The following is a 24,468-nucleotide window of genomic DNA, read 5'->3' on the forward strand; positions in this document are numbered from 1 at the left end:
TATCATACCGCCTCGTTTCCGTTCATACAATGGATAATGTCATAGAAACCATTTGCCAAAGGGACGGAAGGAGGAGGCCCGGTTGGAGCAATCGTATTTGCGTTTTTCATTGGAAGAATCGGTCTGGTTTAAAAGAGGACAGGAAGTCGCCGAGTTTTTATCCATTTCTCTTGATCCGGTCATTTCCGTCGATGAGTACGACCAATATATTACGATCCGCGGCGCGCTTGAGTTGAGCGGCGAATTCCGCCAAGCGGGCGAAGAGCAGGCTGAAGCGGATGACGACGTGTTTGAGCTGGCTGGTTATCGGTTCATTCAGCACATTTCGGTGCGCGAAGACGGGATCAGCGAACTGTCGCACCGCTTTCCAATCGATATTACGATTCCAAAAAACCGCATTCGTTCCCTTGAGGATGTGTACGTGACGGTTGAATCGTTTGATTATGATTTGGATGAAAACGGAAGATTGCTGATCACTGCCGACATTTCGATCAGCGGCATCAGTGAAGCGCCGCTTGACGATGATTTGCCGGACGATGAGGAGGACGATGAGCCGCTGTTTGCCCCGTTTGAATCAATCGCCCGCAAGGAAGCGGCCGGTGAGGAAGCGTTTGCTTCCGTGGATGATCTCACCGATGAGGCGGATGAACAGCCGGCTTTTGCCGCCGACGAAACGACGGTTTCCGTCATGGAGCCGGCCGCCATGCGTCATGAAGAAACGGAGGCTGAGGAAGAAGAGGAGGCCAAAGAGCCGTTTTTGCCGATTGAGACGGAAACGAAGGCGGTCAGCGCACAGACGGAGGAAGACATCGCTTCGCTGCTGCCGCCAACTGAGGCGAAGGTATCGATCGGGGCGGCGAAAAAGGCGGTTGAGGAAGAAGAAGAAGAAACGAAAACAAAAAGCGAAAATGCGCTTTACTTGACGAAACTGTTTGCGAAAAGCGAGGAGAAAGAGTTTACGAAACTGAAAATTTGCATCGTCCAGCAAGGAGATTCATTGGACAAGATTGCCGAACGGTATGATGTGACCGTCTCACAGCTTTTGCGCGCCAATGATTTGGAAAGCCCAGATGACGTGCACGAGGGGCAGCTTTTGTATATTCCGGCCATGGCGGGAAGCCGTCCTTTCTCATGAAAGGGACGCTTTCCGTTTCTTTTGCCGATAAGGGGGCGTAACAAATGGCCGCACAGGCTGACCGATATGATGCTGTGCTCGCCCAGTACGGTCTTCGTCCAGTGCGCATGGAGCAGCGAGGCAAAGCCGTCAAGGTATACACGAACCGCGGCGTTTTCGCTTTAAAGCCGCTTGAAAGCGAGCAAGAAGCCGCCGCCGTTTGGCAGTCTCTTCAGCATGGCGGCCCCCGTTGTCTCCCGCTTTACCTGACGCGGCGGCGGTCGCTGTTTGCCACAGAAGGCGGCCGTCTTTATTATTTGCAAGCATGGCATGACGGCGAATCAAAGGTGGAGAAGGATGCGGTGGACGCCTTTTTTCGCGAGCTCGCCCGCCTCCATCGCGCCACCGTCCGTACGATCGAGGTGAGTGAGGAAGAGGCGGCGGCGTACCGAAAGCAAAAAAAGGACGAATGGCAACGGGCGCGGATGGTTTGGGAAGAACGGATTGAGCGGTACGAAGCGGCGTGGTACATGTCTCCGTTTCAGCTCCAATGCTGCACCTATTTTCATGAGGTGATGCGCGCGTACTCGTTCGCTGAAGAACGGCTCGATGTGTGGGAAGAGACGCTCAAAGAGACGAAGCAATGGCGCATCGCCTGGGTGCACGGCAAAGCGCGCCTCTCCCACTATATCCCGCCGTATTGGATCAGTTGGGAGCGGGCGCATTGGAATTCGCCGCTCTTTGATGTGATCGCCGCGCTCCGTTTTCACGTACAGACAATGCCGCCGCTTGGGCGCGAGTGGCTTGAAGGGATGGGGGAGTACGAGAAGGAGCTGCCGCTGTCCGACGGGGAGCGGGCGTTTTTATACAGCCATTTGGCGGAGCCGCGTGGGTTTGTCCGCTGTTTGGAGCGGTATGAGGCCGCTTCGCGAAACGAGCGGAACGAACGGGAATATGTGGCCGCGTTGCAGCGTCGTTATTTGGCGTTCAAAAATATGGAGGCGCTCGTTATGCACCTTGTCCAACGCGACGCCGCGCGGCAGCAGGAAGAAGCGGTGGACAACGAACCGCCGGCGGATGAAAGCAGCAATGGTTAAATCGATTTTGAATCCAGCCCAAACAAAATGGCGTCCCACTAAATCCATTCCAGATGGAGCGCCACGGCAATGAAAACGAAGATGGCCAATAAAATGACATCAAACGTCGTTGGCAGAAAAATAGTGCGGATCGCTTGAAAAATGGTGAGCGGGATGATCACTTGGGCGCAGACGGCGCGCACTTGCCTCAGCCAAGGCGGCCATGAATACGGGTTGAATCGCCGCATCGGTGTTCCCTCCTTCCCGGGTTTACTATACAATATGAAACAACAAAATGTTTGTCACCAACCGCCGGCCAATGGAATAAATAAATAAAAACTTGGCAAAGATGATGGACAATGGTAGTATAATAATCGAATCATGACGACAAAAGCGAAGACGGGGAAGAGTACAGCGGTCCGCGCCTGCAGAGAGGGAAATCAGAAGCTGCGAGATTTCCTAGGATGACGGCTGCTGGAAGGTCGCCCTTGAGCTGCTTCTTTGAAAGGCGCTGCTGCCGAGTAGAGGAAGCCGGCATCATGCCGTTATGCCAATGAAGCGCTTAAGCCTTTGGGCTTAAGAAAAAAGGTGGTACCGCGAAAGCAGCTCCTTTCGTCCTTTTGGGATGAAAGGGGCTTTTTTGCTTGCCGGCTGTGCGGCATTGCTTAGTGGGAAGCCGCCGTCGGCCGCATTGTCCATCATGTTGAAGGAGGGAAATGAAACATGGCACAGCACGAAGTGTCGATGCCGCCCAAATACGACCACCGCGCGGTCGAAGCGGGGCGCTACGAATGGTGGCTGAAAGGAAAATTTTTTGAAGCGACCGGTGATCCGAACAAACGACCGTTTACGATCGTCATTCCACCGCCCAACGTCACCGGCAAACTGCATCTGGGGCACGCGTGGGATACGACGCTGCAAGACATCATTACGCGCATGAAACGGATGCAAGGGTATGACGTTTTGTGGCTTCCGGGAATGGATCACGCCGGCATCGCCACCCAGGCGAAAGTGGAAGAGAAGCTGCGCCAGCAAGGGCTGTCGCGCTATGATTTAGGCCGGGAAAAATTTTTAGAAGAAACGTGGAAGTGGAAGGAAGAATACGCCGGCCATATTCGCAGCCAATGGGCGAAGTTAGGGCTTGGCCTCGATTACACGCGCGAGCGGTTCACGCTCGATGAAGGGCTCTCAAAAGCGGTGCGCGAAGTGTTCGTCTCGCTCTACCGGAAAGGGCTTATTTACCGCGGCGAGTACATCATCAACTGGGACCCGGTGACGAAAACCGCTTTGTCGGACATTGAGGTTGTTTATAAAGAAGTGAAAGGCGCGCTCTACCATTTGCGCTATCCGCTCGCCGACGGCTCCGGCTGCATTGAAGTGGCGACGACCCGTCCGGAAACGATGCTCGGCGATACGGCCGTCGCTGTGCACCCCGATGACGAGCGGTACAAGCACTTGATCGGCAAAATGGTGAAACTGCCGATCGTTGGCCGCGAAATACCGATCATTGCCGACGAATATGTCGATATGGAGTTCGGCTCCGGAGCGGTCAAAATTACGCCGGCGCACGACCCGAACGATTTTGAAATCGGCAACCGCCACAATTTGCCGCGCATTCTTGTCATGAACGAAGACGGCACGATGAATGAAAACGCCATGCAATACCAGGGGCTTGACCGGTTTGAATGCCGGAAGCAAATCGTCCGCGATTTGCAAGAACAAGGCGTCCTCTTTAAAATCGAGGAGCACGTGCACTCAGTCGGTCATAGCGAACGGAGCGGCGCGGTCGTTGAGCCGTATTTGTCGACGCAATGGTTTGTGAAAATGAAGCCGCTCGCCGAAGCCGCCATCAAGCTGCAGCAAACGGACGAAAAAGTGCAGTTCGTGCCGGACCGGTTTGAAAAAACGTATTTGCATTGGCTTGAAAACATCCGCGACTGGTGCATTTCGCGCCAGCTTTGGTGGGGGCATCGCATCCCGGCATGGTACCATAAAGAAACGGGCGAAATTTACGTTGACCATGAGCCGCCGAAAGACATCGAAAACTGGGAGCAAGACCCAGATGTGCTCGACACATGGTTCAGCTCGGCGCTCTGGCCGTTCTCGACAATGGGCTGGCCGGATACCGACTCGCCGGATTACAAGCGCTACTACCCGACTGATGTGCTTGTCACCGGCTATGACATCATTTTCTTCTGGGTGTCGCGCATGATTTTCCAAGGGCTTGAATTCACCGGAAAGCGTCCGTTCAAAGACGTGCTCATCCACGGCCTCGTCCGCGACGCCCAAGGGCGGAAAATGAGCAAATCGCTCGGCAACGGCGTCGATCCGATGGATGTGATCGATCAGTACGGCGTCGATGCGCTCCGCTATTTCTTGGCGACCGGCAGCTCGCCGGGGCAAGACTTGCGCTTCAGCACCGAAAAAGTCGAAGCGACGTGGAATTTTGCCAACAAAATTTGGAACGCCTCGCGCTTTGCCTTGATGAACATGGGCGGCATGACGTACGAGGAGCTTGATTTGAGCGGCGAAAAAACGGTCGCCGACCATTGGATTTTAACGCGTCTCAACGAAACGATCGATACGGTGACGAAGCTCGCTGAGAAATACGAATTCGGCGAAGCGGGGCGTACGCTGTACAACTTTATTTGGGACGACTTGTGCGACTGGTATATCGAAATGGCAAAGCTGCCGCTGTACGGTGATGACGAGGCGGCGAAAAAGACGACACGTTCGGTGTTGGCGTATGTGCTCGACAACACGATGCGCCTGCTTCACCCGTTCATGCCGTTCATTACCGAGGAAATTTGGCAAAACTTGCCGCATGAAGGCGAATCGATCACCGTCGCTCCGTGGCCGCAAGTGCGCCCTGAGCTGTCGAACGAAGAAGCCGCGGAAGAAATGCGGATGCTCGTCGACATCATCCGCGCCGTCCGCAACGTCCGCGCCGAAGTGAACACGCCGCCGAGCAAGCCGATTGCGCTCTATATTAAGGTGAAAGATGAACAAGTGCGGGCGGCGCTCATGAAAAACCGCGCCTATCTTGAGCGGTTCTGCAACCCGAGCGAGCTCTTGATCGATACAAACGTTCCCGCGCCGGACAAAGCGATGACGGCGGTCGTCACCGGCGCCGAGCTCATCATGCCGCTTGAAGGATTGATCAATATTGAGGAGGAAATTAAGCGGCTTGAAAAAGAGCTTGACAAATGGAACAAAGAAGTCGAGCGCGTCGAAAAGAAACTGGCGAACGAAGGATTTTTGGCGAAAGCGCCGGCTCATGTCGTCGAAGAAGAGCGGCGCAAGCGGCAAGATTACATGGAAAAACGCGAAGCCGTCAAGGCGCGCCTCGCCGAGCTCAAACGGTAGACAAACGATCTAGCTGTTGATTATGATGAAGACGAATCCGCTTTCCTGTGGATTCGTCTTTTTCGAGTGCGCCCGGCATGGGTGCAGTCTATAGGGTGAAAGTCCCGAACTGCGAAGGCAGAAGTAGCAGTTAGCTTAACGCAAGGGTGTCTGCGGCGACGCAGAATCTGAAGGAAGCGGGCGGCAAACTTCCGGTCTGAGGAACACGAACTTCATAGGAGGCTGGGTATCATTGGGTGAGTTTGCACGACAAAACGAAGCCCTTTCTGCCGAAGGTGATACCGAGTAAATGAAGCAGATGGATGGAAGGAAAGACTGCACTCTTACCCGGGGAGGTCTGTCCGGGAAGCCAAGTGCGCTTGGCAACCGTTGGAGCGATCCAACGCTGAACGGACAGAAGTCAGCAGAGGTCATAGTACCCGTCTAGCTTAGATAGAAGGGGAAGGACCGAACCATGAAGGAGAACGGCCACTAGGCGTTCATCTTCTTTGATGAAGCAGATAACCCGAAAGGGCCTGCTTGAGGGGGGAAATGGTGAAGTCCATGGGGAACCTCAAGAGGGTGGAGAAGAAGATGGCACAAATAGAACGGACCGTTCACGTAGAGAGGAAGAATCGGAATGTGGATGAAACAGGTAATGTCACGGGAGAATCTCCTGCGAGCACTCAAACAAGTGGAAAAGAATAAAGGGTCCCATGGAACCGATGGAATGTCCGTCAAAGACCTGCGAAGACACCTCGTGGAACATTGGGACGCGATACGGCACGCTTTAGAAGAAGGGACCTACGAACCTTGCCCGGTCCGACGGGTCGAAATCCCGAAACCGAACGGAGGAGTCAGGTTACTAGGAATCCCGACCGTGACAGACCGGTTCATCCAACAGGCCATCGCCCAAGTGCTCACGCCGATCTTTGACCCATCCTTTTCGGAACACAGCTACGGGTTTCGTCCCGGTCGAAGAGGACACGACGCGGTGAAAAAGGCGAAGCAGTATATTCAGGAAGGATATACATGGGTGGTAGATATCGACTTGGAAAAGTTCTTTGATCGAGTCAACCATGACAAACTGATGGGGATATTAGCGAAACGAATTCCAGACAAAATCCTCCTAAAGTTGATACGGAAGTATCTACAGGCAGGGGTCATGATCAACGGGGTGGTCATGGAAACACAAGAGGGGACTCCACAAGGAGGGCCGCTCAGTCCACTCCTGTCCAACATTCTCCTGGATGAGCTGGACAAAGAATTGGAAAAACGAGGGCACAAGTTTGTACGGTATGCGGATGACTGCAATATCTACGTAAGGACGAAGAAGGCCGGGGAACGGGTGATGAAATCGATCACGGCATTCATCGAAAAGAAACTCCGGCTGAAAGTCAACGAAACCAAATCGGCAGTGGATCGTCCGTGGAGGAGAAAATTCCTCGGTTTTAGCTTCACCCCAAGTAAGGAGCCAAAAATCCGAATTGCAAAGGAAAGCATTCGGCGCATGAAGCAAAGGATACGCACCATGACGAGCCGATCGAAACCGATTCCCATGCCCGAACGAATCGAACAGCTCAATCAATACATTCTGGGATGGTGTGGATACTTTTCGCTAGCAGAGACCCCAAGTGTGTTCAAAGAACTAGATGGATGGATTCGACGAAGGCTGCGCATGTGCCAATGGAAAGAGTGGAAACTTCCGAGAACCAGAGTCCGAAAACTGCAAAGTTTAGGAGTGCCCAAGCAGAAAGCATATGAATGGGGAAACACTCGGAAGAAATATTGGAGAGTGGCCGCCAGTCCCATCCTGCATAAAGCCCTTGGCAACTCCTATTGGGAGAGCCAAGGGCTGAAGAGTCTTTATCAACGATATGAATCTCTGCGTCAGACTTAATGGAACCGCCGTATACCGAACGGTACGTACGGTGGTGTGAGAGGACGAGGGTTAGTCACCCTCTCCTACTCGATTGGATCATGATGGAAGGTTTGTCATATTCTGAGAAGAGGTTTGTTGTCAACATATACTCGCTTTCACCAGGCTTCTCGATGTGTGGCGCATCTGCCGCATGAAGCCGGCAGGGGGCGGCAAGACACCAATGGAAAAAGGAGGATGATGGACATGGTTCGAACGTATGAAGAAGCGGTCGCTTGGATTCACGGGCGGCTGCGGCTTGGCATAAAACCGGGATTGAAACGGATGGAATGGATGATGGAAAAACTTGGCCACCCGGAACGCCGCGTCCGCGCCGTCCATATCGGGGGAACGAACGGCAAAGGGTCAACGGTCGCCTATTTGCGCTCCATTTTGCAGGCGGCGGGCTATTCGGTCGGCACGTTCACCTCGCCGTATGTCGAGCAGTTTAACGAACGAATCAGCATAAACGGCCAACCGATTCGCGATGAAGAGCTCGTAGAGCTCGTGCAAACGATCAAACCGCTTGCGGACGAATTGGAACAGACGGAACTTGGCGGACCGACCGAGTTTGAAGTGATCACGGCGATGATGTTGTATTATTTCGGCAAACAAAACATCCAAGACATCGTGCTCATTGAAGTCGGGCTCGGCGGCCGCTTGGACTCAACCAACATCATTTATCCGCTCCTTTCCGTCATTACGAACGTCAGCTACGATCATATGAACATTTTAGGCGATACGCTTGGGCAAATCGCCGCGGAGAAAGCCGGAATCATCAAATCGGGCGTGCCGCTTGTGACGGCGGTGAAGGAACCGGAGGCGTGGGAAGTGATCGCCAAAACGGCGGCGGAGCGGAAGGCGAAAACATATCGTCTCGGCGTTGATTTTACTGTAACAGACTGGAAAACGATCGCCGAAGGAGAGCAGTTTTCCCTCGCCACGCCGTTTGCCGAATACCGCGATTTGCGCATTCAAATGCCCGGCGCCCATCAAGTCGACAATGCGGCGGTGGCGGTGATGGCGGCAGAATTGTTGCGCCTTGGCTATTCGTTTTTAATCGAGCCGGAGCATATCGCCGATGGGCTGGCCACTGCTGCTTGGCCCGGCCGGTTTGAGCGGGTGAGCGGCAATCCGCTCATCATTCTCGACGGCGCCCATAACGAAGCCGGCATTCGCGCCCTTGTCGAGACGGTGCGCGCTCATTATCCCGACAAGCGCGTCCATGTCTTGTTCGCCGCGCTGACAGACAAGCCGCTTGAACGAATGATCCGGCCGCTTGACGAGCTGGCTGAGACGATCACGTTTACGACGTTTGATTTTCCGCGCGCGGCGGCGGCGGAACAGTTGTATGCTCTTTCATCCCATCGGCATAAGGCGACTGTTCATCGTTGGAAGAAGTGGATCGGTGAGCAGAAAACACGTTTGTCCGCTCAAGAAATGTTGCTGATTACGGGGTCTTTATACTTTATTTCCGAAGTGAAAAAAAGCTTGTGTAAGAAAAATTTGCTATCAACAACGTCTATGAAATGGTATAATGAAGATAAAGAAAAATAGGTAATTTGTCATGAAACGGGGAGAGGAACATGAGGAAAAGGAGGTTTTTCCAAGCTCTTACAGCGTCGGTCTGGGCATTTTTGCTCATGTTTTGCACAGGTGGGAAGGAGGTTGCCGTTCAAGCCGCTTCTTCCTCTCTGCCATCGCTTCAATTGCAGTTTTCTTCGTCACAATCAGAGTACGCCAAGCCGCCAAACGGCGATGCCCAAGGCCGGCTCGATGTGACGCTCGTTCCACAAGGCGCTGTTTCAGGAATCATCCGCCCGCCGATCGATGTCGTGTTTGTCATGGACGTGTCGGGATCGATGACGACAACGAAGTTGCAAAGCGCCAAATCCGCTCTGCAAGCGGCGGTCAACTACTTTAAGTCCAATTACAACCAAAATGACCGCTTTGCTCTTATTCCGTTTTCCGATGGAGTGCGGGAAGCAAGTGTGGTTCCGTTTGGGAAGTACTCGAATGTTGCAAGTCAGCTTGATGCCATTCTCAATACCGGCAACAGCTTGACCGCCGGCGGCGGAACGAACTATTCGGCTGCTTTGTCTCTTGCTAAATCGTATTTCACGGATCCAACGAGGAAAAAGTATATCATTTTCTTAACCGATGGCATGCCGACGGTGTTGAATACAGTCGATACGATTACGTATCGGGAGGTCAAGCAGAATTTTTGGGGTGGATATTCCTATACAAGGAATAGAGTAACCGATTCTCTTTCGGTCACATACGAATTGTACAGCGATGGACGGACTGCCGGAATCCGTTTTACCGACAACAAAGGATATTCTCGCCGATTTTACAGCGACGGCCAAGATTATGTTAATGGATGGCGGGTGTCTTGGGATAACGGCTATTCGTTCACTTACAGCAGCATCGAAGGGAAAATCCGAGCCGATGCCACAGCGGTGGCGAAAACGCTCGGGATGAACAATATCACCCTTTACTCAATCGGCTTCGGCGACAATGATGAAGTCGATATGGACTATTTACGGTCGCTTTCAGCGACTGCCGGCGGCGAGGCGCGGCAAGGAACGACGCAAAATTTGACCGCTTTGTTCCAACAGTTTTCCCAGCTTGCCACCACGCCAGCGATCACAGGAACGATCCGCATCCCGCTTTCGTCGTTTGGCGGCAATGTCGCCGTTGCGGAAAACGGCCAAGTATGGCTGGATGAAAACAAGCAAAACGCGTATATTTCGTTTTCCATCCCATACCAAGTTGGTCAAGGCACTCCGGCGCCGGTGACGATTCCGATTCCCGTGTCATTTAAAGCAAAAGGGATATATACGTTCACTGCTGAACTGACGTATCGGGATGTGTATGGCCAACCACAGCCGGTTGTGACGAAAACGGTGACCGTCACGGTCAAAGACGAAGCGCCGCCGTCGTTTACTGGAACGGTGAAGCTGCAAGGGCTGACCAATGATGTCACAAGCTTAATCAAACGGGGGGCAACCGATGGCGACGACAACCGCTTCCGTGCCACGTATTCGTTGTCGCTTGTCGGGTATGTCGGCAATGCGACCGGGACGATCAGCAATGTGAGCATTGTCCAAGAACTGCCCGATGGCATCTCCGTTGTTCCCGATGGCAAAGTCACAACCTATGTGGAGAATGGCAAGCGTTATGCCAAATGGTCTTTCACCAATCAAACGTTCGACTACAGCCAGCTCAACAAACTGACGCTCTCGGCGCAATGGGTGATGCAGGCTGATTTTGCCATGAACAGTGTTCAATTGCCGCCAGCTTTGGTGACATTCACCGACAGCCGTTATGGTACCAAAACATCGACGCTCGTTCCGCCGGCGGAACGAATCGGCATGACAGTTCGCTTGGATGATTTCCCCAACTTTTACTATGAGGGCGATCAGAGTGGTTCTATAAACAAATGGCAATTCTCTTCTGCTTCGTCTACCAATGTTGGGAGAGCCGCACCCCCAAATTTTGGATTGTTGACGTTGCCTGTCAAAGCGATGCAGTATGACCCAAATGATGACGGCGTGCTGCTTGTCACCTATCGCAATGATGAAACGGTGCGCATATATTTGAAGCCGCGTTTGTCGATCACTGCATCAAATGGCGAAGTAGAAAGCGGCGCGACGGTGACGGAAGCGCCGACTGTCAAAATGGTGGGGCTTGTCGCTGGCGAAGGGGTGAAGTACGAGTACCAAGTCGTACGAAATGGCGTGGTTTCAGACTGGCAGCCGCTCGCTTCGCCGTATATGATTTCCATTTCCGATGACGGTGAGTATACTGTCGCGGTGCGTTCGGCTGGGGGGCTGACGCGCGGTGACGGAACGACGAAGGTAGCGTTCCGTTATAAGAAATTAATCCGCCGCTTAGTGCTTGGCGATTACGACCCGATGATGAACGTCGGTAAGGAGCAACGCATCCCAGTGGCGATAGAGCCCGCCGATGCGACGAACAAAACGCTTGCGTGGACATCAAGCGACCCGAGTGTCGCATCCGTAGACCAAAACGGCATGGTGACAGCGCGAAAGCCTGGAACGGTGACGATCACCGTCCGCGCGACAGACGGAGGAAATGCGTCAGAGACGGCAACGATTCGTGTGATTGATCCGTACGTACCGCTTACAGGCATGGCGTTCCTCAATCCAATTCTATACATGAATGTCGGCGATGATCCACTCGAAGTGGCGTCAGAACTCCGTTTCATTCCGGAAAATGCAACGGACACGGCGCTTCGCTCTGTTGCAACGTCTGACGATCGGTTTGTCAAGGTGGTTCAAGAAAACGGGAAATGGTATTTGCAACCGGTTGATGTCGGATATGCCACCATCACGGCGACAGCCGAGGTGAAAGCGCTGGATGGCCGGGATATTCAAGCTGAGGCGACCGTCATTGTCCGATCGCCTTCCACCAACCAAAATGGCGGGAACGGCGGCAAATGGTAGCCATGAATAAAGCGCGGCCTCCCTTTCGGGAGCGCCGCTTTCCGTGTGCGCCCGGCATGGGTGCAGTCTATAGGGTGAAAGTCCCGAACTGCGAAGGCAGAAGTAGCAGTTAGCTTAACGCAAGGGTGTCTGCGGCGACGCAGAATCTGAAGGAAGCGGGCGGCAAACTTCCGGTCTGAGGAACACGAACTTCATAGGAGGCTGGGTATCATTGGGTGAGTTTGCACGACAAAACGAAGCCCTTTCTGCCGAAGGTGATACCGAGTAAATGAAGCAGATGGATGGAAGGAAAGACTGCACTCTTACCCGGGGAGGTCTGTCCGGGAAGCCAAGTGCGCTTGGCAACCGTTGGAGCGATCCAACGCTGAACGGACAGAAGTCAGCAGAGGTCATAGTACCCGTCTAGCTTAGATAGAAGGGGAAGGACCGAACCATGAAGGAGAACGGCCACTAGGCGTTCATCTTCTTTGATGAAGCAGATAACCCGAAAGGGCCTGCTTGAGGGGGGAAATGGTGAAGTCCATGGGGAACCTCAAGAGGGTGGAGAAGAAGATGGCACAAATAGAACGGACCGTTCACGTAGAGAGGAAGAATCGGAATGTGGATGAAACAGGTAATGTCACGAGAGAATCTCCTGCGAGCACTCAAACAAGTGGAAAAGAATAAAGGGTCCCATGGAACCGATGGAATGTCCGTCAAAGACCTGCGAAGACACCTCGTGGAACATTGGGACGCGATACGGCACGCTTTAGAAGAAGGGACCTACGAACCTTGCCCGGTCCGACGGGTCGAAATCCCGAAACCGAACGGAGGAGTCAGGTTACTAGGAATCCCGACCGTGACAGACCGGTTCATCCAACAGGCCATCGCCCAAGTGCTCACGCCGATCTTTGACCCATCCTTTTCGGAACACAGCTACGGGTTTCGTCCCGGTCGAAGAGGACACGACGCGGTGAAAAAGGCGAAGCAGTATATTCAGGAAGGATATACATGGGTGGTAGATATCGACTTGGAAAAGTTCTTTGATCGAGTCAACCATGACAAACTGATGGGGATATTAGCGAAACGAATTCCAGACAAAATCCTCCTAAAGTTGATACGGAAGTATCTACAGGCAGGGGTCATGATCAACGGGGTGGTCATGGAAACACAAGAGGGGACTCCACAAGGAGGGCCGCTCAGTCCACTCCTGTCCAACATTCTCCTGGATGAGCTGGACAAAGAATTGGAAAAACGAGGGCACAAGTTTGTACGGTATGCGGATGACTGCAATATCTACGTAAGGACGAAGAAGGCCGGGGAACGGGTGATGAAATCGATCACGGCATTCATCGAAAAGAAACTCCGGCTGAAAGTCAACGAAACCAAATCGGCAGTGGATCGTCCGTGGAGGAGAAAATTCCTCGGTTTTAGCTTCACCCCAAGTAAGGAGCCAAAAATCCGAATTGCAAAGGAAAGCATTCGGCGCATGAAGCAAAGGATACGCACCATGACGAGCCGATCGAAACCGATTCCCATGCCCGAACGAATCGAACAGCTCAATCAATACATTCTGGGATGGTGTGGATACTTTTCGCTAGCAGAGACCCCAAGTGTGTTCAAAGAACTAGATGGATGGATTCGACGAAGGCTGCGCATGTGCCAATGGAAAGAGTGGAAACTTCCGAGAACCAGAGTCCGAAAACTGCAAAGTTTAGGAGTGCCCAAGCAGAAAGCATATGAATGGGGAAACACTCGGAAGAAATATTGGAGAGTGGCCGCCAGTCCCATCCTGCATAAAGCCCTTGGCAACTCCTATTGGGAGAGCCAAGGGCTGAAGAGTCTTTATCAACGATATGAATCTCTGCGTCAGACTTAATGGAACCGCCGTATACCGAACGGTACGTACGGTGGTGTGAGAGGACGAGGGTTAGTCACCCTCTCCTACTCGATTTTGAATCAAAAATGCCTCCTTCATTCTACTTCCAATCGGTCGACCACGAGCGAAATGCGATTGACAAAAGGAAGTCCTGTCCCTTGTTCAACAAGCATTTCAGGACGATAGCGGACGACGAGGCGTGAGGATAACGGATCACTTCCTGGCGTAAACCGGTCCGGTTCTCCGTTTTCCCCATTGACTTGACCGCGGAATGCGTTGACGACAAGCCCTTTGATGTCTGTGTCTGGAGCTGTTGCTCTGTTTCCGCGGGCGAACAGCCCGCCTTCGATATACAAGTAGGATCCAACGGCATAAATCGTGGCGCTGCTGTCTGTGTAAAAGTATCCTTTCAAATTCGGTGTCGGAATGGTTGGGTTATTGAATTCATTAATACGGGAAATATCGAGCGGACCTTTCGACAGCAACACAACACCTTTGTTGTTTAGCGCCCGTTCGATCCGGCTTTGGTAAATTTTCGTGCTCCCGGTGACGTAGATGCTTGCGTCAAGCCGCAAGTTGCCTGTCAAAGTTAAATCACCGAGGACGATAAAATTTCCGCGTACGCTGACAAATGTACTGGGATTTGTCGGCCCATCAAGGCGAAGATCGCCGTTGACAATGAGCCATTGGTTGACTCCGCTGTTCTGAATATCGACATCTCCTCTCAAAACGCTGTTTCCATCGAGGTAGAGCGGTTTGGTTTTGGACTGCTCTTTGATCACTTCTTCAAGCGTTTTACGTGGATCGTTTGGATCCGGTTGATTCGATTGGATCGAGGTCCATTGATTGGACAACTCTGCCACTAACGTGTGAAGTTGGCTATTTTTGTCCCCGGCTTCTTGAATGGATTCCATTCGCTCAATGTAATCGGATGACGGGGGCAAAATTCCCGATGCTTGCAACAGTTTGTCGGCCACAGTAAGGTCAAAATCGACATCGATAAAATCTTCGTTTTCTTGCCTGATGGTTGGCGCCGGTTCTGGCACATCCGTCGGCCAACGAGGCGCCCAATTGGTCTTCATGCGAAAACGGCCTTGTGATGCTTCCCAGCAACCGGTCGTTTGCCCGCATGCATTCAATTGTCCGTCGTTTGTATACCAAATCGAGGAAGAGGATAAAAGCGGCATGCCGGCGTTAGACGAATTGACGGTCAGCTGTCCGTTTGCCTTCACATAGTTGGTCGCGTTGCTGGCATAGGCGTTTTGCCCTGTGTATACATTCCCGTTTTCGACATAAACCCCGCCGTTGAGGACCACTGTTTCCTTTGAGCCAAGCGCATATTTCAAAAAGCTTGGCGTATTGGTCACAAAGACGAGCCGCTTGACGGTTCGCGTCCGATGGCCGTCATTGAACGTTTTCGTTAAACGAAGGGCGCGAAGAAACACTTGGTTTTTGGGAATATCATATTGCTCGCTTTCATCTTCCATGATCACCCCGTAGCGGTCGCGCAGGCGGCCGGCGATCGTGTCTTCTCCAGGAGACGAGCTGCCAAGCCCGAGAAACTGATCCCATTGGTCAGGCGCAAAAATACGATGGCGGACCAAAAAATTTGGATCCGATAACTCTGCTTTCAGATCGGCGACCGCCTCGTTGACATCCGTCTTCGCCTCATGCAGCGATTGTACGTCATCCACGCGCACGGTGGTGAATTGGGCGTGCTCGACGGCGGTGGTGACAATGGTTAGACCTAGCAATAAAAAGACGGTGATGACCAACAATGTTGTAATCAAACTATATCCTCGCTGATCTCGGCGCATAGGGCCTCCCCCTAAAAACCGAATTCCGTCTGTAAAGTGAAAGGTTTTATTGAAAGCATCCCGTTGTTATTCCCATCTTTGATCGTTAAGATGATGGTGATAACCCCACTTCGGCAAATTTCTCCGTCTCTGCGCGCGCAACGGAACGAAAAGGAGGAAGAATCGTCCAGCAAAAGGCGTGTGGATGTAATCGCTTCCCCGTCCATCATCAGTTTTCCGTCTTTAATCGAAATGATTCGATGGACCGATTGCGCCGCGGTTTCGCGGGAAACAAGACCGACTTGGTTGTTCGTTTTGAATTGCTCGTTTTTGACAAACGACAGTTGACTAAGCGTTTTGTTTTCTTGGCTCCGATCGGCTTCAAGGCCGTCCGGCGAGAACATGTACAAGGCATTCATGATGCGTGCCACCGCGTAATCCGCCTCGCTCCGCAATTCACTTTCAATGCCGATGTGCTGATAAACGCGAATGCCCGCTAGAAAAACAGTATAGATGGCGCCAATGATCAACATGGAAATGGAAATGGCGGCCAACAGCTCGACAAGCGTCATCCCATCTTGGGTGTTAACGGATCGTCTCATCGGTCACCACTCCTTCCACCCATGTGATGTCGCCGTTTCGTTCTCCCCAACGGACAACGGCGTACAGTTTCGCCATGTAGGTGCCGGCTTCGGAGGAGATCATGTTGTTTCGTTCACGACGGATCTCTTCTTTGAGCCGCTCCGGCAATGACGCAAATTCAGAGGAGGTGAGGAATCCGTCCCATCCTTCTTGATCGCAGCGGATGATGTACACCGTTGTTTCGTATTGAACATCATTGATTGTTGGGGCGAGCTGGGCGGTGCATGATTGTTGAGAGCTTATCGTTTCGCCCTGATTTCCGCTTGGAAACAATAAAGAGGACAAGGCTTCATGGCTGCAGCTGTTTTTCTCTACTTTAAGAAATGAAAGATTGTTCTCTGTCATGTAATTCGATAAGGAAGAAAAGAGAACATTTTTTTCAAAGTACGCCATCGTTCCACGCGCCACGTTGATGGCCACCGTTCGTCGTTCGTTATCGGCTGTATACGTCATAGCGTGGGTGAAAAAGGAAAACAAGCCGATCGCCACCGCAGACAACAGCGTGATGGACAACAATGTCTCGATAAGGGTGAACCCTAAAGTGCGTCGGCAGGAAAAAAAATTCTTGTCCGTCATTGATCACAACCTTCTTTCAAAATATGTAACTTTATTATACAATAAGTAAGAGTCGAATGTTGCAGATTTTTAGTATAAAAGAGGTCTTTTGTCATAGAAGAAACGGGGGGGCATGATGAAAGAGGCGCTCATGTATGCCGGTGCTTTTGTCGTGGCGCTGCTGCTGATTTGGCTTCTTCCGCTTGGCTTCAGCCGGCTTGGGGGGCTTACAGCGGTTGTTATGGCGCTGTTGGCTGCGCTTTTGGCCGAATTTGCTAGTTCGATCATTCCGCTTTGGCAGGCCGGGCTTCTTGTTCTTTTGTTGTTGGCGGCTGCATCGTATTTGCTTGACCGCCGATTTGGCGCTGCTCTTTACCGCGCCGGGGCTTCTCGTGAATCAAGTTTTGTAAAAGAAGAAAAAGAGGAGCGGTCGGCGCCGGAATCTTTGGCTTCTGTCCCTGTTTTGCCAAAGGCGCCGTTGCCGTCGATCCAGTTTGATCAAGCGCCGCCCCTTTCTGAACCTAATGAATCATCATCGATAGAGCAGACAGCAGAACGGTCGGAAGAAGTGAACCATTCTCCCGCTGACTTGTTGATGGAGGCAGCGGCAGAAACTGTTCCACCGTGGGAGCAAGCGGAAGAAATCGTTGGAGCGTCCGAACCGCTGCGGCGTGTTTCCGATTGGTTGGATCAGTGGCCGGGCGCTGTGACGCCGGACCTTGAGACAGCGGTGCTTGATGAAGTGTCAAAAGAGAGCGGAAATGAAGGATCGCAAGCCGATGAGCCGGTTCTGAATGCAGCAGAAATCGTTAAGGGTGAGAGCCGCGGCGAGAATGAATGGGATGCATGGATGAGCATGGATGATCGTTTCTCAGAGCGCGTGGAAGGCGGAGAATACGAGTTCTCTTCAACGGACAGCGTCAAACGGGAGCACGGAGGCGTCTTTTTCGAGGCGGCCGTGGCTCCGGATGAGGATGGATTTGCCGGAATCCATGACATCTGGCATCATAAAGAAGGACAACGCGTGGAGGCGGAAAGCTTCGAGGACGATGGCGTGATGTTTGCTGATGGCCTTGAGATTGGACATGATCAAGACAGCGGTGCGGTCGATTGGATGGATCGGCTCGTGGATGATGCCGTTTCGTTGAGATCAGCTGCTGAAGCGATGGTCAGCGAAAAAACAGCGGACGCTTCCGAGCAGCAAGAGGAACAAAAGGCGGATTCCGAAGAGAATCCTCAATATGAAGAATGCGTCGAGGCGGCAGATGAGCCGTTTGCTGAAGAACCAATGCATTTGGTTGCTTCGGAAAAAGCGCAAATGGCGGCAGCGGAATTGATGCTGAGCCGCCGCCGTTTGACGGCCGATGCGTATGAACAATGCCTGCATCAATGTTTGCAAGCCCCGCTTTCCGATCGCGATTACTACGTATTCGCCCGCCTGCTGTTGGAGCATTATGCACTGGAACAAAATGGCCAACAGCTTCGTGCGTGGGTTGACCAGCTCGAGCGACGTTTTTCAAACTATCCAGCTATCGCGGCTGAACTGGCACTCTGGCGGGAAATCGCCGCTACATTAGCAAATGGTTGAGGTGAAGAGGATGAAAGCGAGCGCGCAAATCATCGGATTGCCGATCATCAGCATTGCGGATGGGATGCAAATCGGCGCCGTGAAAAGCTTTGTCATTAATCCTGATAAAGGTTCCATCGATTTTTTGACTGTCGAGCAAGAAGATGTGCAACTCAGTTTAAAAGCGATTCCGTTTAAAAAAATCGTCGGAATCGGCGAATTCGCCGTTACGGTGGCAAGCAGCCATGATGTCATTGATTTGGCGGAAATTCCGATTGCCAACCAGCTTGTCAACAAGCAAATCCGCATCAAAAATACAAAAGCCATCACGCGCAAAGGACAGCTTTTGGGGGAAGTCCATGAGTTTTTCCTAAACGAAGAGACAGGGGATATTATCGGCATCTCCCTTCGCCTTGAAAGTGGAGAAGCGGTGTTGCCATCCGCCCAAGTGTTGACTTATGGAAAGGATATATTGATCGTCAGCGACGACGCTTCGGGAGCTCTCCTTTCCGATGCGTCGATGCTCATTCAAAAGAATGAAAAAGAAACAGAGGCCAGCAACATTCCTGAACAGATCCAAGCTATGTCGGAGACAGCGGAAAATGTCGAAGCGCTTGAATCGCTCCGTGAAAAGCAAGTGGCGCTTCTTGCGGGGAAACGGGTGACCAAGGATATTTATGATTTGAACGGCGAACTTCTGTTTCCAGCGGGAACGACGCTTCGCGAAGAAGATGTGAGAAAAGCGCAAGAGGCGGGTCCAAGCGTCATTGTTGATGTGTCGATGAACATCGAAGCTGAGTGAAAAAGGGGGAGCTCGAGGTGAGAGCGGCTTCCATAGGAAAACTGTTTATCGTGATGGCGGTTTGCACCGTTTATTTCCTCACCTTTGCCCGCTTGGGCGTTTTGGCTTATGAGTCGTTTGGCCCTGATCAAGACCGCTATCGCTCCGGGACGTACGTCGGGCCGATTTCGCTTGCTGGGATGACGAGAGCGGAAGCCCAACAGGCGGTGGCAGACAAGGTGAGCGACTGGCGATCGACAGCTTCGATTTCGGTCAGCTATCAAGAAAAGAAAGCCGAGCTGCCGGCTGACATCTTTACATTTCGCTTGTCGGAAAGCACAAAAAACGTGGTCAACGGCCGTTCCTCGCCGCTTCTTGTGTTGGCTGACATGAGCGCTTGCATGGAAACCGTTGAACGCCTTCTCCCGCCGGCGGCAGTCCCCGCCTTGGATCTCAAAGCGTTGGAAGCGGATTTGGAGGCGGCGGCGTCCCAGCTTGCCGTTCCGAACAAGCCGCTCGACTTGGCCCATTATCTTCCCTCTTCCGGGAAGGGGCAGACGGTCGTGAGTGAAGCGGCTGTTGCCATTCGCGATCAAAGTCTCTCCCGTTTTCTTGCTTCGGAACGCCGTGTCGTCCTCCGCTCCAATCAATTGGTCTCGTTGCGCGCCGTGATTCAGCAGGCTGGTGGCGGGCTGTCGAATCAGGCTGTCGACGCATTGGCATCAGCGGTGTATCGTGCTGTGCTGTCGACGAATTTTTTGTTGATGGAACGGTATGCGGGAAGTTCGCTTCCAGATGGCATTCCTCCGGGATTTGAGGCCAAGGTGGATGACAAACGCGATTTACAATGGTTGAATCCGAACTCGACGGACTATACGCTCATTCTTCGCTACGATGGCCGCCAAGTGAAAGCGTTAGTGTACGGTTGGCCGTTTGCGTATCAATATATCGTGCGCACGAGCGGGCTAGAGCGGATCGAACCGCGCAAAATCATTCAATACGATGCCCGGTTGGCGCCGGATGAAACCGTGACGAAACAAGTCGGCCGTTCTGGATTGCTTGTAAAAGTCGAACGCGAAGTGCGCGATGGCTCCCGGCTGATCCGCAAAGAGACGGTGAGCGAGGATTTTTACCCTCCGACGTATGCGGTTGAGGTAAGAGGGCTTGAAGTCCCAGAATCTTCATCCAATACAACGGGGGAAGGAAGCGAAACGCCATCTTCACCGTCTGATGCAACGAATAGCGGTCAGACTGAAGCGGAAAGCGGTCAAGAGAAATCAGAAGTCCAAAACGGCGAAGGGCAAAGCGGCAGCGACCAGACCAACGCAGCCCCTTCAACCGAATCGAAGCAAAGCGGGGAAAGCGGGGGAAGCCGATGAACAAAAAACGTGAGCGGAAACGCCTCGGTGATTTGTTGGTGGAAGCGGGGCTGATTACGGAAGAACAGCTGGCTGAAGCGTTGCGTGAGAAAACGCCTGGGCAAAAGCTTGGCGATGCGTTGCTGCAGCGAGGTTACATCACAGAGCAGCAGCTCATTGAGGCGCTTGAGTTTCAGCTCGGCATTCCTCATGTCAGCTTGTATCGCTACCCGATTGATCCGAAAGCGACGAGCCTAGTGCCAAAAGAGTTTGCTCGCCGCCATCTGATCATGCCCCTTAAGGTGGAAGACGATCGATTGCTCGTTGCAATGGCTGATCCAATGGATTTTTTTGCTATTGATGATTTGCGCTTGTCAACGGGGTTTCAGATCGAAACAGCGATCGCTTCAAAGGATGATATTTTGCGGGCGATCAATAAATATTATGACATGGACGAATCGTTTGATGATTTGCTGCCAGCGCCGCCGACGGAGATGCGCGAAGACGGGCGGACGGCCGAGGACGATTCCCCGATTGTTCGCCTAGTGAACCAAATTTTGCAGCTTGCTGTCGAACAGCGGGCAAGCGATATTCATATCGATCCGCAGGAGACAAAAGTGCTCATCCGTTATCGAATTGACGGCTTGCTTCGAACGGAGAGGGCGCTGCCGAAACATATGCAAAGCATGTTGACGGCGAGGATCAAAATTTTGGCCAACATGGACATCACCGAGCATCGTGTGCCGCAAGACGGGCGGATCAAAATGAACATCGATTTTCATCCCGTTGATTTGCGCGTGTCGACATTGCCGACGGTGTATGGGGAGAAAATCGTGATGCGCGTCCTCGATTTGGGTGCGGCGTTAAACGATATTCATAAACTTGGCTTCAACCCGGTCAATTTAGATCGGTTCATCCGTTTGATCGAGCGTCCGAACGGCATCATTTTGATCACCGGGCCGACCGGTTCGGGGAAATCGTCGACGCTTTACGCGGCGCTCAATCATTTAAACAGCGAACATGTCAACATCATTACGATCGAAGATCCGGTTGAATATCAGATCGAAGGCGTCAACCAAATTCAAGTCAACCCGAATGTCGGCTTAACGTTTGCCCAAGGGCTTCGCTCGATTTTGCGCCAAGACCCGAACATCATCATGGTCGGGGAGATTCGCGACCGCGAGACGGCGGAAGTGGCGATCCGCGCCTCACTCACCGGGCATTTAGTGTTAAGCACGCTCCATACGAACGATGCGTTAAGCACGATCACCCGCCTGATCGATATGGGGATTGAGCCGTTTTTAGTGGCCACATCGCTCGCTGGCGTTGTCTCGCAGCGGCTTGTGCGCCGCATCTGCCGCGACTGCCAGGAGGTGTATGAGCCGACGAAGCGGGAGCGGGACATTTTCGCCCGTCGGGGCATCGACATCCGCCAACTCGTCCGTGGCCGCGGCTGCCCGACGTGCAATATGACCGGTTACCGCGGGAGACTCGCGATCCACGAATTGCTTGTCATGACGGACGAGATGCGCCGCGTCATTTTAAACAATGAGCCGTTTTCGAAGTTGCGGGAACTCGCCATTCAAAACAAAATGATCTTTTTGCTCGATGACGGGCTGTTGAAAGTGAAGCAAGGGTTGACGACGCTTGAAGAAGTGCTGAAAGTGGCCATTTTGCATTGATGGGTGAGACGGATGAAGGAAAAGCTTGAGGCGTTGTTGCGTGCGGCTTTTGAATACCGTGCGTCTGACGTACATTTGACGGTCGGGGCGCCGCCGATTTTTCGGGTGAATGGGGAACTGAAGGCGTATGGGCAAGAACGGCTGAACCCGGAGGACACGGAACAAATGGCGAAAGCCATCATTCCGCCGCCGCTTTGGCAGCAGTTTCAAGAAACGGGGGAGCTTGATTTTTCGTACGGTATTGCGGGTGTCTCCCGCTTCCGGATCAATGTGTTTAAGCAGCGGTCGTGCGTGTCGCTTGCCGTGCGCCTCATCCCGCCGCGCATTCCGACATTAGAAGAGCTCGGCTTGCCAAGCGTGTTAAAGCGCATCGCGGAAAAGCCGCACGGGCTTGTGCTTGTCACCGGGCCGACCGGCAGCGGCAAATCGACCACATTGGCGGCGATGATCGACTACATGAACAAAACGATGTCCAGACATATCATTACGCTGGAAGATCCGATTGAATATTTGCATCAGCACGGAAAATCGATCATCGACCAGCGGGAAGTTGGCTTTGACACGAACAGTTTTGCCGCCGGATTGCGCGCTGCGCTTCGTCAAGATCCGGATGTGATTTTAGTCGGGGAAATGCGCGATTTGGAAACGATCCAAACCGCGATCACTGCCGCGGAAACGGGTCATTTAGTGCTTGGCACCCTTCATACGGCGAGCGCCCCAGCGGCGATCGAACGGATGATTGACGTCTTTCCGTCAGCCCAGCAGGCGCAAATTCGGCTGCAGCTCGCTTCCGTCCTTGTTGCCGTCATGGCCCAACGTTTATTTCCCGACGGTCGGAAGAGAGGACGGACGGCGGCTATGGAAATTTTAATCAACAATGCCGCAGTGGCCAATTTGATCCGCAATGAAAAAGAGCATCAAATCATCAATATTATGCAGACGGGCCGCAGTGTGGGCATGCAGACGATGGAAATGAGCGTCAGGGAGCTTGTGGCCGCTGGCCGTATTGATCCATTGGCCGCGGAAGCGTATTTGACAAGGGAGCGTGGAGCGGATGGCGCAATTTAAGTATAAGGGGCGCGACCGAAGCGGACGGAAAAAATCCGGGACGATTGCCGCAAACTCCCGCCGTGAGGCTGTCCTGAAATTGAGGGAGAAAGGCATTCGCCCCATTGTGATCGCCGAGGTGCCGTCATCTGTTTGGAACAAAGAAATTTCCATAGGACGAGCCGTCAAGCTGCAGCACTTCGTCGTCTTTTTGCGCCAGTTCGCAACGCTTGTGCGCGCCGGGGTGACGATCGTTGATTCGATCCGCATTTTGGCGGAGCAAACGGAAAGCAAAGCGCTTGCTCGTGCACTCGACGATATGGAACAGCATCTCCGAGAAGGGAATCCGCTTTCTGCCGCAGCCGCAAAGCATCCCCGCATTTTCCCGCCATTGTTTGTCAATATGGTGCGCGCCGGTGAAGCGAGCGGGACGCTTGACGAAACGCTCGACCGGCTTGCCGACCATTTTGAAAAAGTGCATCGAACAAGGCAAAAAATCGTCTCGGCGCTTGCCTATCCAGTGGCTGTCGCCATCATCGCCGTTGCGGTTGTCATCTTTTTGCTTGTCTCGGTCGTGCCGACGTTTGTCGACATGTTTGCCGATTTTCACGCCGAATTGCCGGCGATCACAAAGTTTGTGCTGAAAGCGAGCGCATTTATGCAGCATTATTGGTGGATGATAACGTTGCTGGCGATCGGGGTGTTCCTTTTGTTCACCGCGCTGCGCCGGCAAAAGCGCACGAAATATTATTTGGACTATGCGGCCATGCGGCTGCCCATTTTCGGAACCCTTGTCCAAAAAGCGGCATTGGCGCGCGTCACGAGGACATTGAGCTCACTCGTGTCAAGCTCCGTGCCGATTTTAGAGGCGCTGTCCATTTCCGAGCGCGTCGTAGAAAATGAAGTGATCGCGTCCGTCCTTGATGAAGCGCGAACCGCTCTTGAGCGCGGCCAGTCGCTCGCCGAGCCGCTCCGCCGCCATTGGGCGTTTCCGCCGCTCGTGGCGCAAATGATCACGATCGGCGAGCAAACCGGTTCGCTTGACGCCATGCTTGGCAAAGTCGCCGACTTTTACGAAGCGGAAGTCGACGCCGGCACCGATCGCCTCAAGTCGCTCATCGAGCCGCTGATGATTGTGCTGCTTGCCGGCGTCGTGGGGACGATCGTCACCTCCATCATCGTCCCGATGTACGACATCTTTAATCACATTCAACAATAATTTATATTAAGAATATCTTCCTATTTTTTGGACTATATTGT

General features: G+C 52.8%; 17 protein-coding genes and 1 other annotated feature. Of the genes, 13 read left to right on the forward strand and 4 right to left on the reverse strand.

Going from position 1 to position 24,468, the window contains the following annotated elements; translation table 11 throughout:
• The first annotated feature begins 82 nt into the window (after positions 1-82).
• Complete coding sequence (gene spoVID, locus ACVX3G_RS07185; RefSeq protein WP_020278141.1) at positions 83-1,135, forward strand: stage VI sporulation protein D; 1,053 nt, start codon at positions 83-85, stop codon at positions 1,133-1,135.
• 44 nt (positions 1,136-1,179) lie between these two features.
• A complete protein-coding gene (ysxE, locus tag ACVX3G_RS07190) occupies positions 1,180-2,211 on the forward strand; it encodes a spore coat protein YsxE (RefSeq protein WP_020278142.1) in 1,032 nt (343 codons plus the stop codon).
• A gap of 38 nt (positions 2,212-2,249) precedes the next feature.
• Here the strand turns inward: ysxE and ACVX3G_RS07195 are convergent, their stop codons facing one another.
• Positions 2,250-2,438: a hypothetical protein gene (locus tag ACVX3G_RS07195; protein WP_011232115.1), complete on the reverse strand. Its 189-nt coding sequence runs from the start codon at positions 2,436-2,438 to the stop codon at positions 2,250-2,252.
• 139 nt (positions 2,439-2,577) lie between these two features.
• Positions 2,578-2,813, forward strand: a binding site (T-box leader).
• A gap of 100 nt (positions 2,814-2,913) precedes the next feature.
• On the opposite strand from ACVX3G_RS07195, the gene ACVX3G_RS07200 reads away from it, so the two are divergent.
• From ACVX3G_RS07200 to ltrA (ACVX3G_RS07220), 5 genes are all read left to right on the forward strand, one after another.
• A complete protein-coding gene (locus tag ACVX3G_RS07200; RefSeq protein WP_033012302.1) occupies positions 2,914-5,556 on the forward strand; it encodes a valine--tRNA ligase in 2,643 nt (880 codons plus the stop codon).
• A gap of 619 nt (positions 5,557-6,175) precedes the next feature.
• Positions 6,176-7,435, forward strand: coding sequence for a group II intron reverse transcriptase/maturase (gene ltrA, locus ACVX3G_RS07205; RefSeq protein WP_011230853.1), 1,260 nt, complete (start codon positions 6,176-6,178; stop codon positions 7,433-7,435).
• Between the two features lie 225 nt (positions 7,436-7,660).
• Positions 7,661-9,010 carry a bifunctional folylpolyglutamate synthase/dihydrofolate synthase gene (locus tag ACVX3G_RS07210; protein ID WP_033845344.1) on the forward strand — a complete coding sequence of 450 codons (1,350 nt, stop codon included), beginning with the start codon at positions 7,661-7,663 and terminating at the stop codon, positions 9,008-9,010.
• Between the two features lie 29 nt (positions 9,011-9,039).
• The gene (locus ACVX3G_RS07215) at positions 9,040-11,922 is read left to right on the forward strand and encodes a VWA domain-containing protein (protein ID WP_033845345.1); all 2,883 of its coding nucleotides are present in this window, start codon (positions 9,040-9,042) and stop codon (positions 11,920-11,922) included.
• A 598-nt stretch (positions 11,923-12,520) separates the two neighbouring features.
• Positions 12,521-13,780, forward strand: coding sequence for a group II intron reverse transcriptase/maturase (gene ltrA / locus ACVX3G_RS07220; protein WP_011230853.1), 1,260 nt, complete (start codon positions 12,521-12,523; stop codon positions 13,778-13,780).
• Positions 13,781-13,875: 95 nt separating this feature from the next.
• Here ltrA (ACVX3G_RS07220) and ACVX3G_RS07225 read toward each other — a convergent pair whose 3' ends face one another.
• Genes ACVX3G_RS07225 through ACVX3G_RS07235 form a run of 3 tightly spaced genes read right to left on the reverse strand, consistent with a single transcriptional unit; the run spans position 13,876 to position 16,794 of the window.
• Positions 13,876-15,597, reverse strand: coding sequence for a hypothetical protein (locus ACVX3G_RS07225; protein WP_025038970.1), 1,722 nt, complete (start codon positions 15,595-15,597; stop codon positions 13,876-13,878).
• A gap of 11 nt (positions 15,598-15,608) precedes the next feature.
• Positions 15,609-16,178, reverse strand: a complete 570-nt coding sequence (locus ACVX3G_RS07230) for a PilW family protein (RefSeq protein WP_021321852.1) — start codon at positions 16,176-16,178, stop codon at positions 15,609-15,611.
• On the reverse strand, positions 16,162-16,794 hold the full coding sequence (locus tag ACVX3G_RS07235) for a type IV pilus modification PilV family protein (RefSeq protein ID WP_021321853.1): 633 nt from the start codon (positions 16,792-16,794) through the stop codon (positions 16,162-16,164). Before ACVX3G_RS07235 ends, ACVX3G_RS07230 begins: the two co-directional genes overlap by 17 nt.
• Positions 16,795-16,909: 115 nt before the next feature.
• On the opposite strand from ACVX3G_RS07235, the gene ACVX3G_RS07240 reads away from it, so the two are divergent.
• Genes ACVX3G_RS07240 through ACVX3G_RS07265 form a run of 6 tightly spaced genes read left to right on the forward strand, consistent with a single transcriptional unit; the run spans position 16,910 to position 24,427 of the window.
• Complete coding sequence (locus ACVX3G_RS07240) at positions 16,910-18,361, forward strand: hypothetical protein (protein ID WP_011232108.1); 1,452 nt, start codon at positions 16,910-16,912, stop codon at positions 18,359-18,361.
• A 10-nt stretch (positions 18,362-18,371) separates the two neighbouring features.
• Positions 18,372-19,142: a PRC-barrel domain-containing protein gene (locus ACVX3G_RS07245; RefSeq protein ID WP_011232107.1), complete on the forward strand. Its 771-nt coding sequence runs from the start codon at positions 18,372-18,374 to the stop codon at positions 19,140-19,142.
• A gap of 17 nt (positions 19,143-19,159) precedes the next feature.
• Positions 19,160-20,500, forward strand: coding sequence for a VanW family protein (locus ACVX3G_RS07250; protein WP_021321854.1), 1,341 nt, complete (start codon positions 19,160-19,162; stop codon positions 20,498-20,500).
• The gene (locus ACVX3G_RS07255) at positions 20,497-22,161 is read left to right on the forward strand and encodes a GspE/PulE family protein (RefSeq protein WP_011232105.1); all 1,665 of its coding nucleotides are present in this window, start codon (positions 20,497-20,499) and stop codon (positions 22,159-22,161) included. Before ACVX3G_RS07250 ends, ACVX3G_RS07255 begins: the two co-directional genes overlap by 4 nt.
• Positions 22,162-22,173: 12 nt before the next feature.
• Positions 22,174-23,229 (forward strand): type IV pilus twitching motility protein PilT, encoded by a 1,056-nt coding sequence (locus ACVX3G_RS07260; RefSeq protein WP_011232104.1) that lies wholly within the window; start codon positions 22,174-22,176, stop codon positions 23,227-23,229.
• A complete protein-coding gene (locus ACVX3G_RS07265) occupies positions 23,216-24,427 on the forward strand; it encodes a type II secretion system F family protein (RefSeq protein ID WP_479454601.1) in 1,212 nt (403 codons plus the stop codon). The genes ACVX3G_RS07260 and ACVX3G_RS07265 overlap by 14 nt, the downstream gene beginning before the upstream one ends.
• Positions 24,428-24,468: the final 41 nt, after the last annotated feature.

It is taken from the genome of Geobacillus sp. PLS 41 (assembly GCF_056494105.1).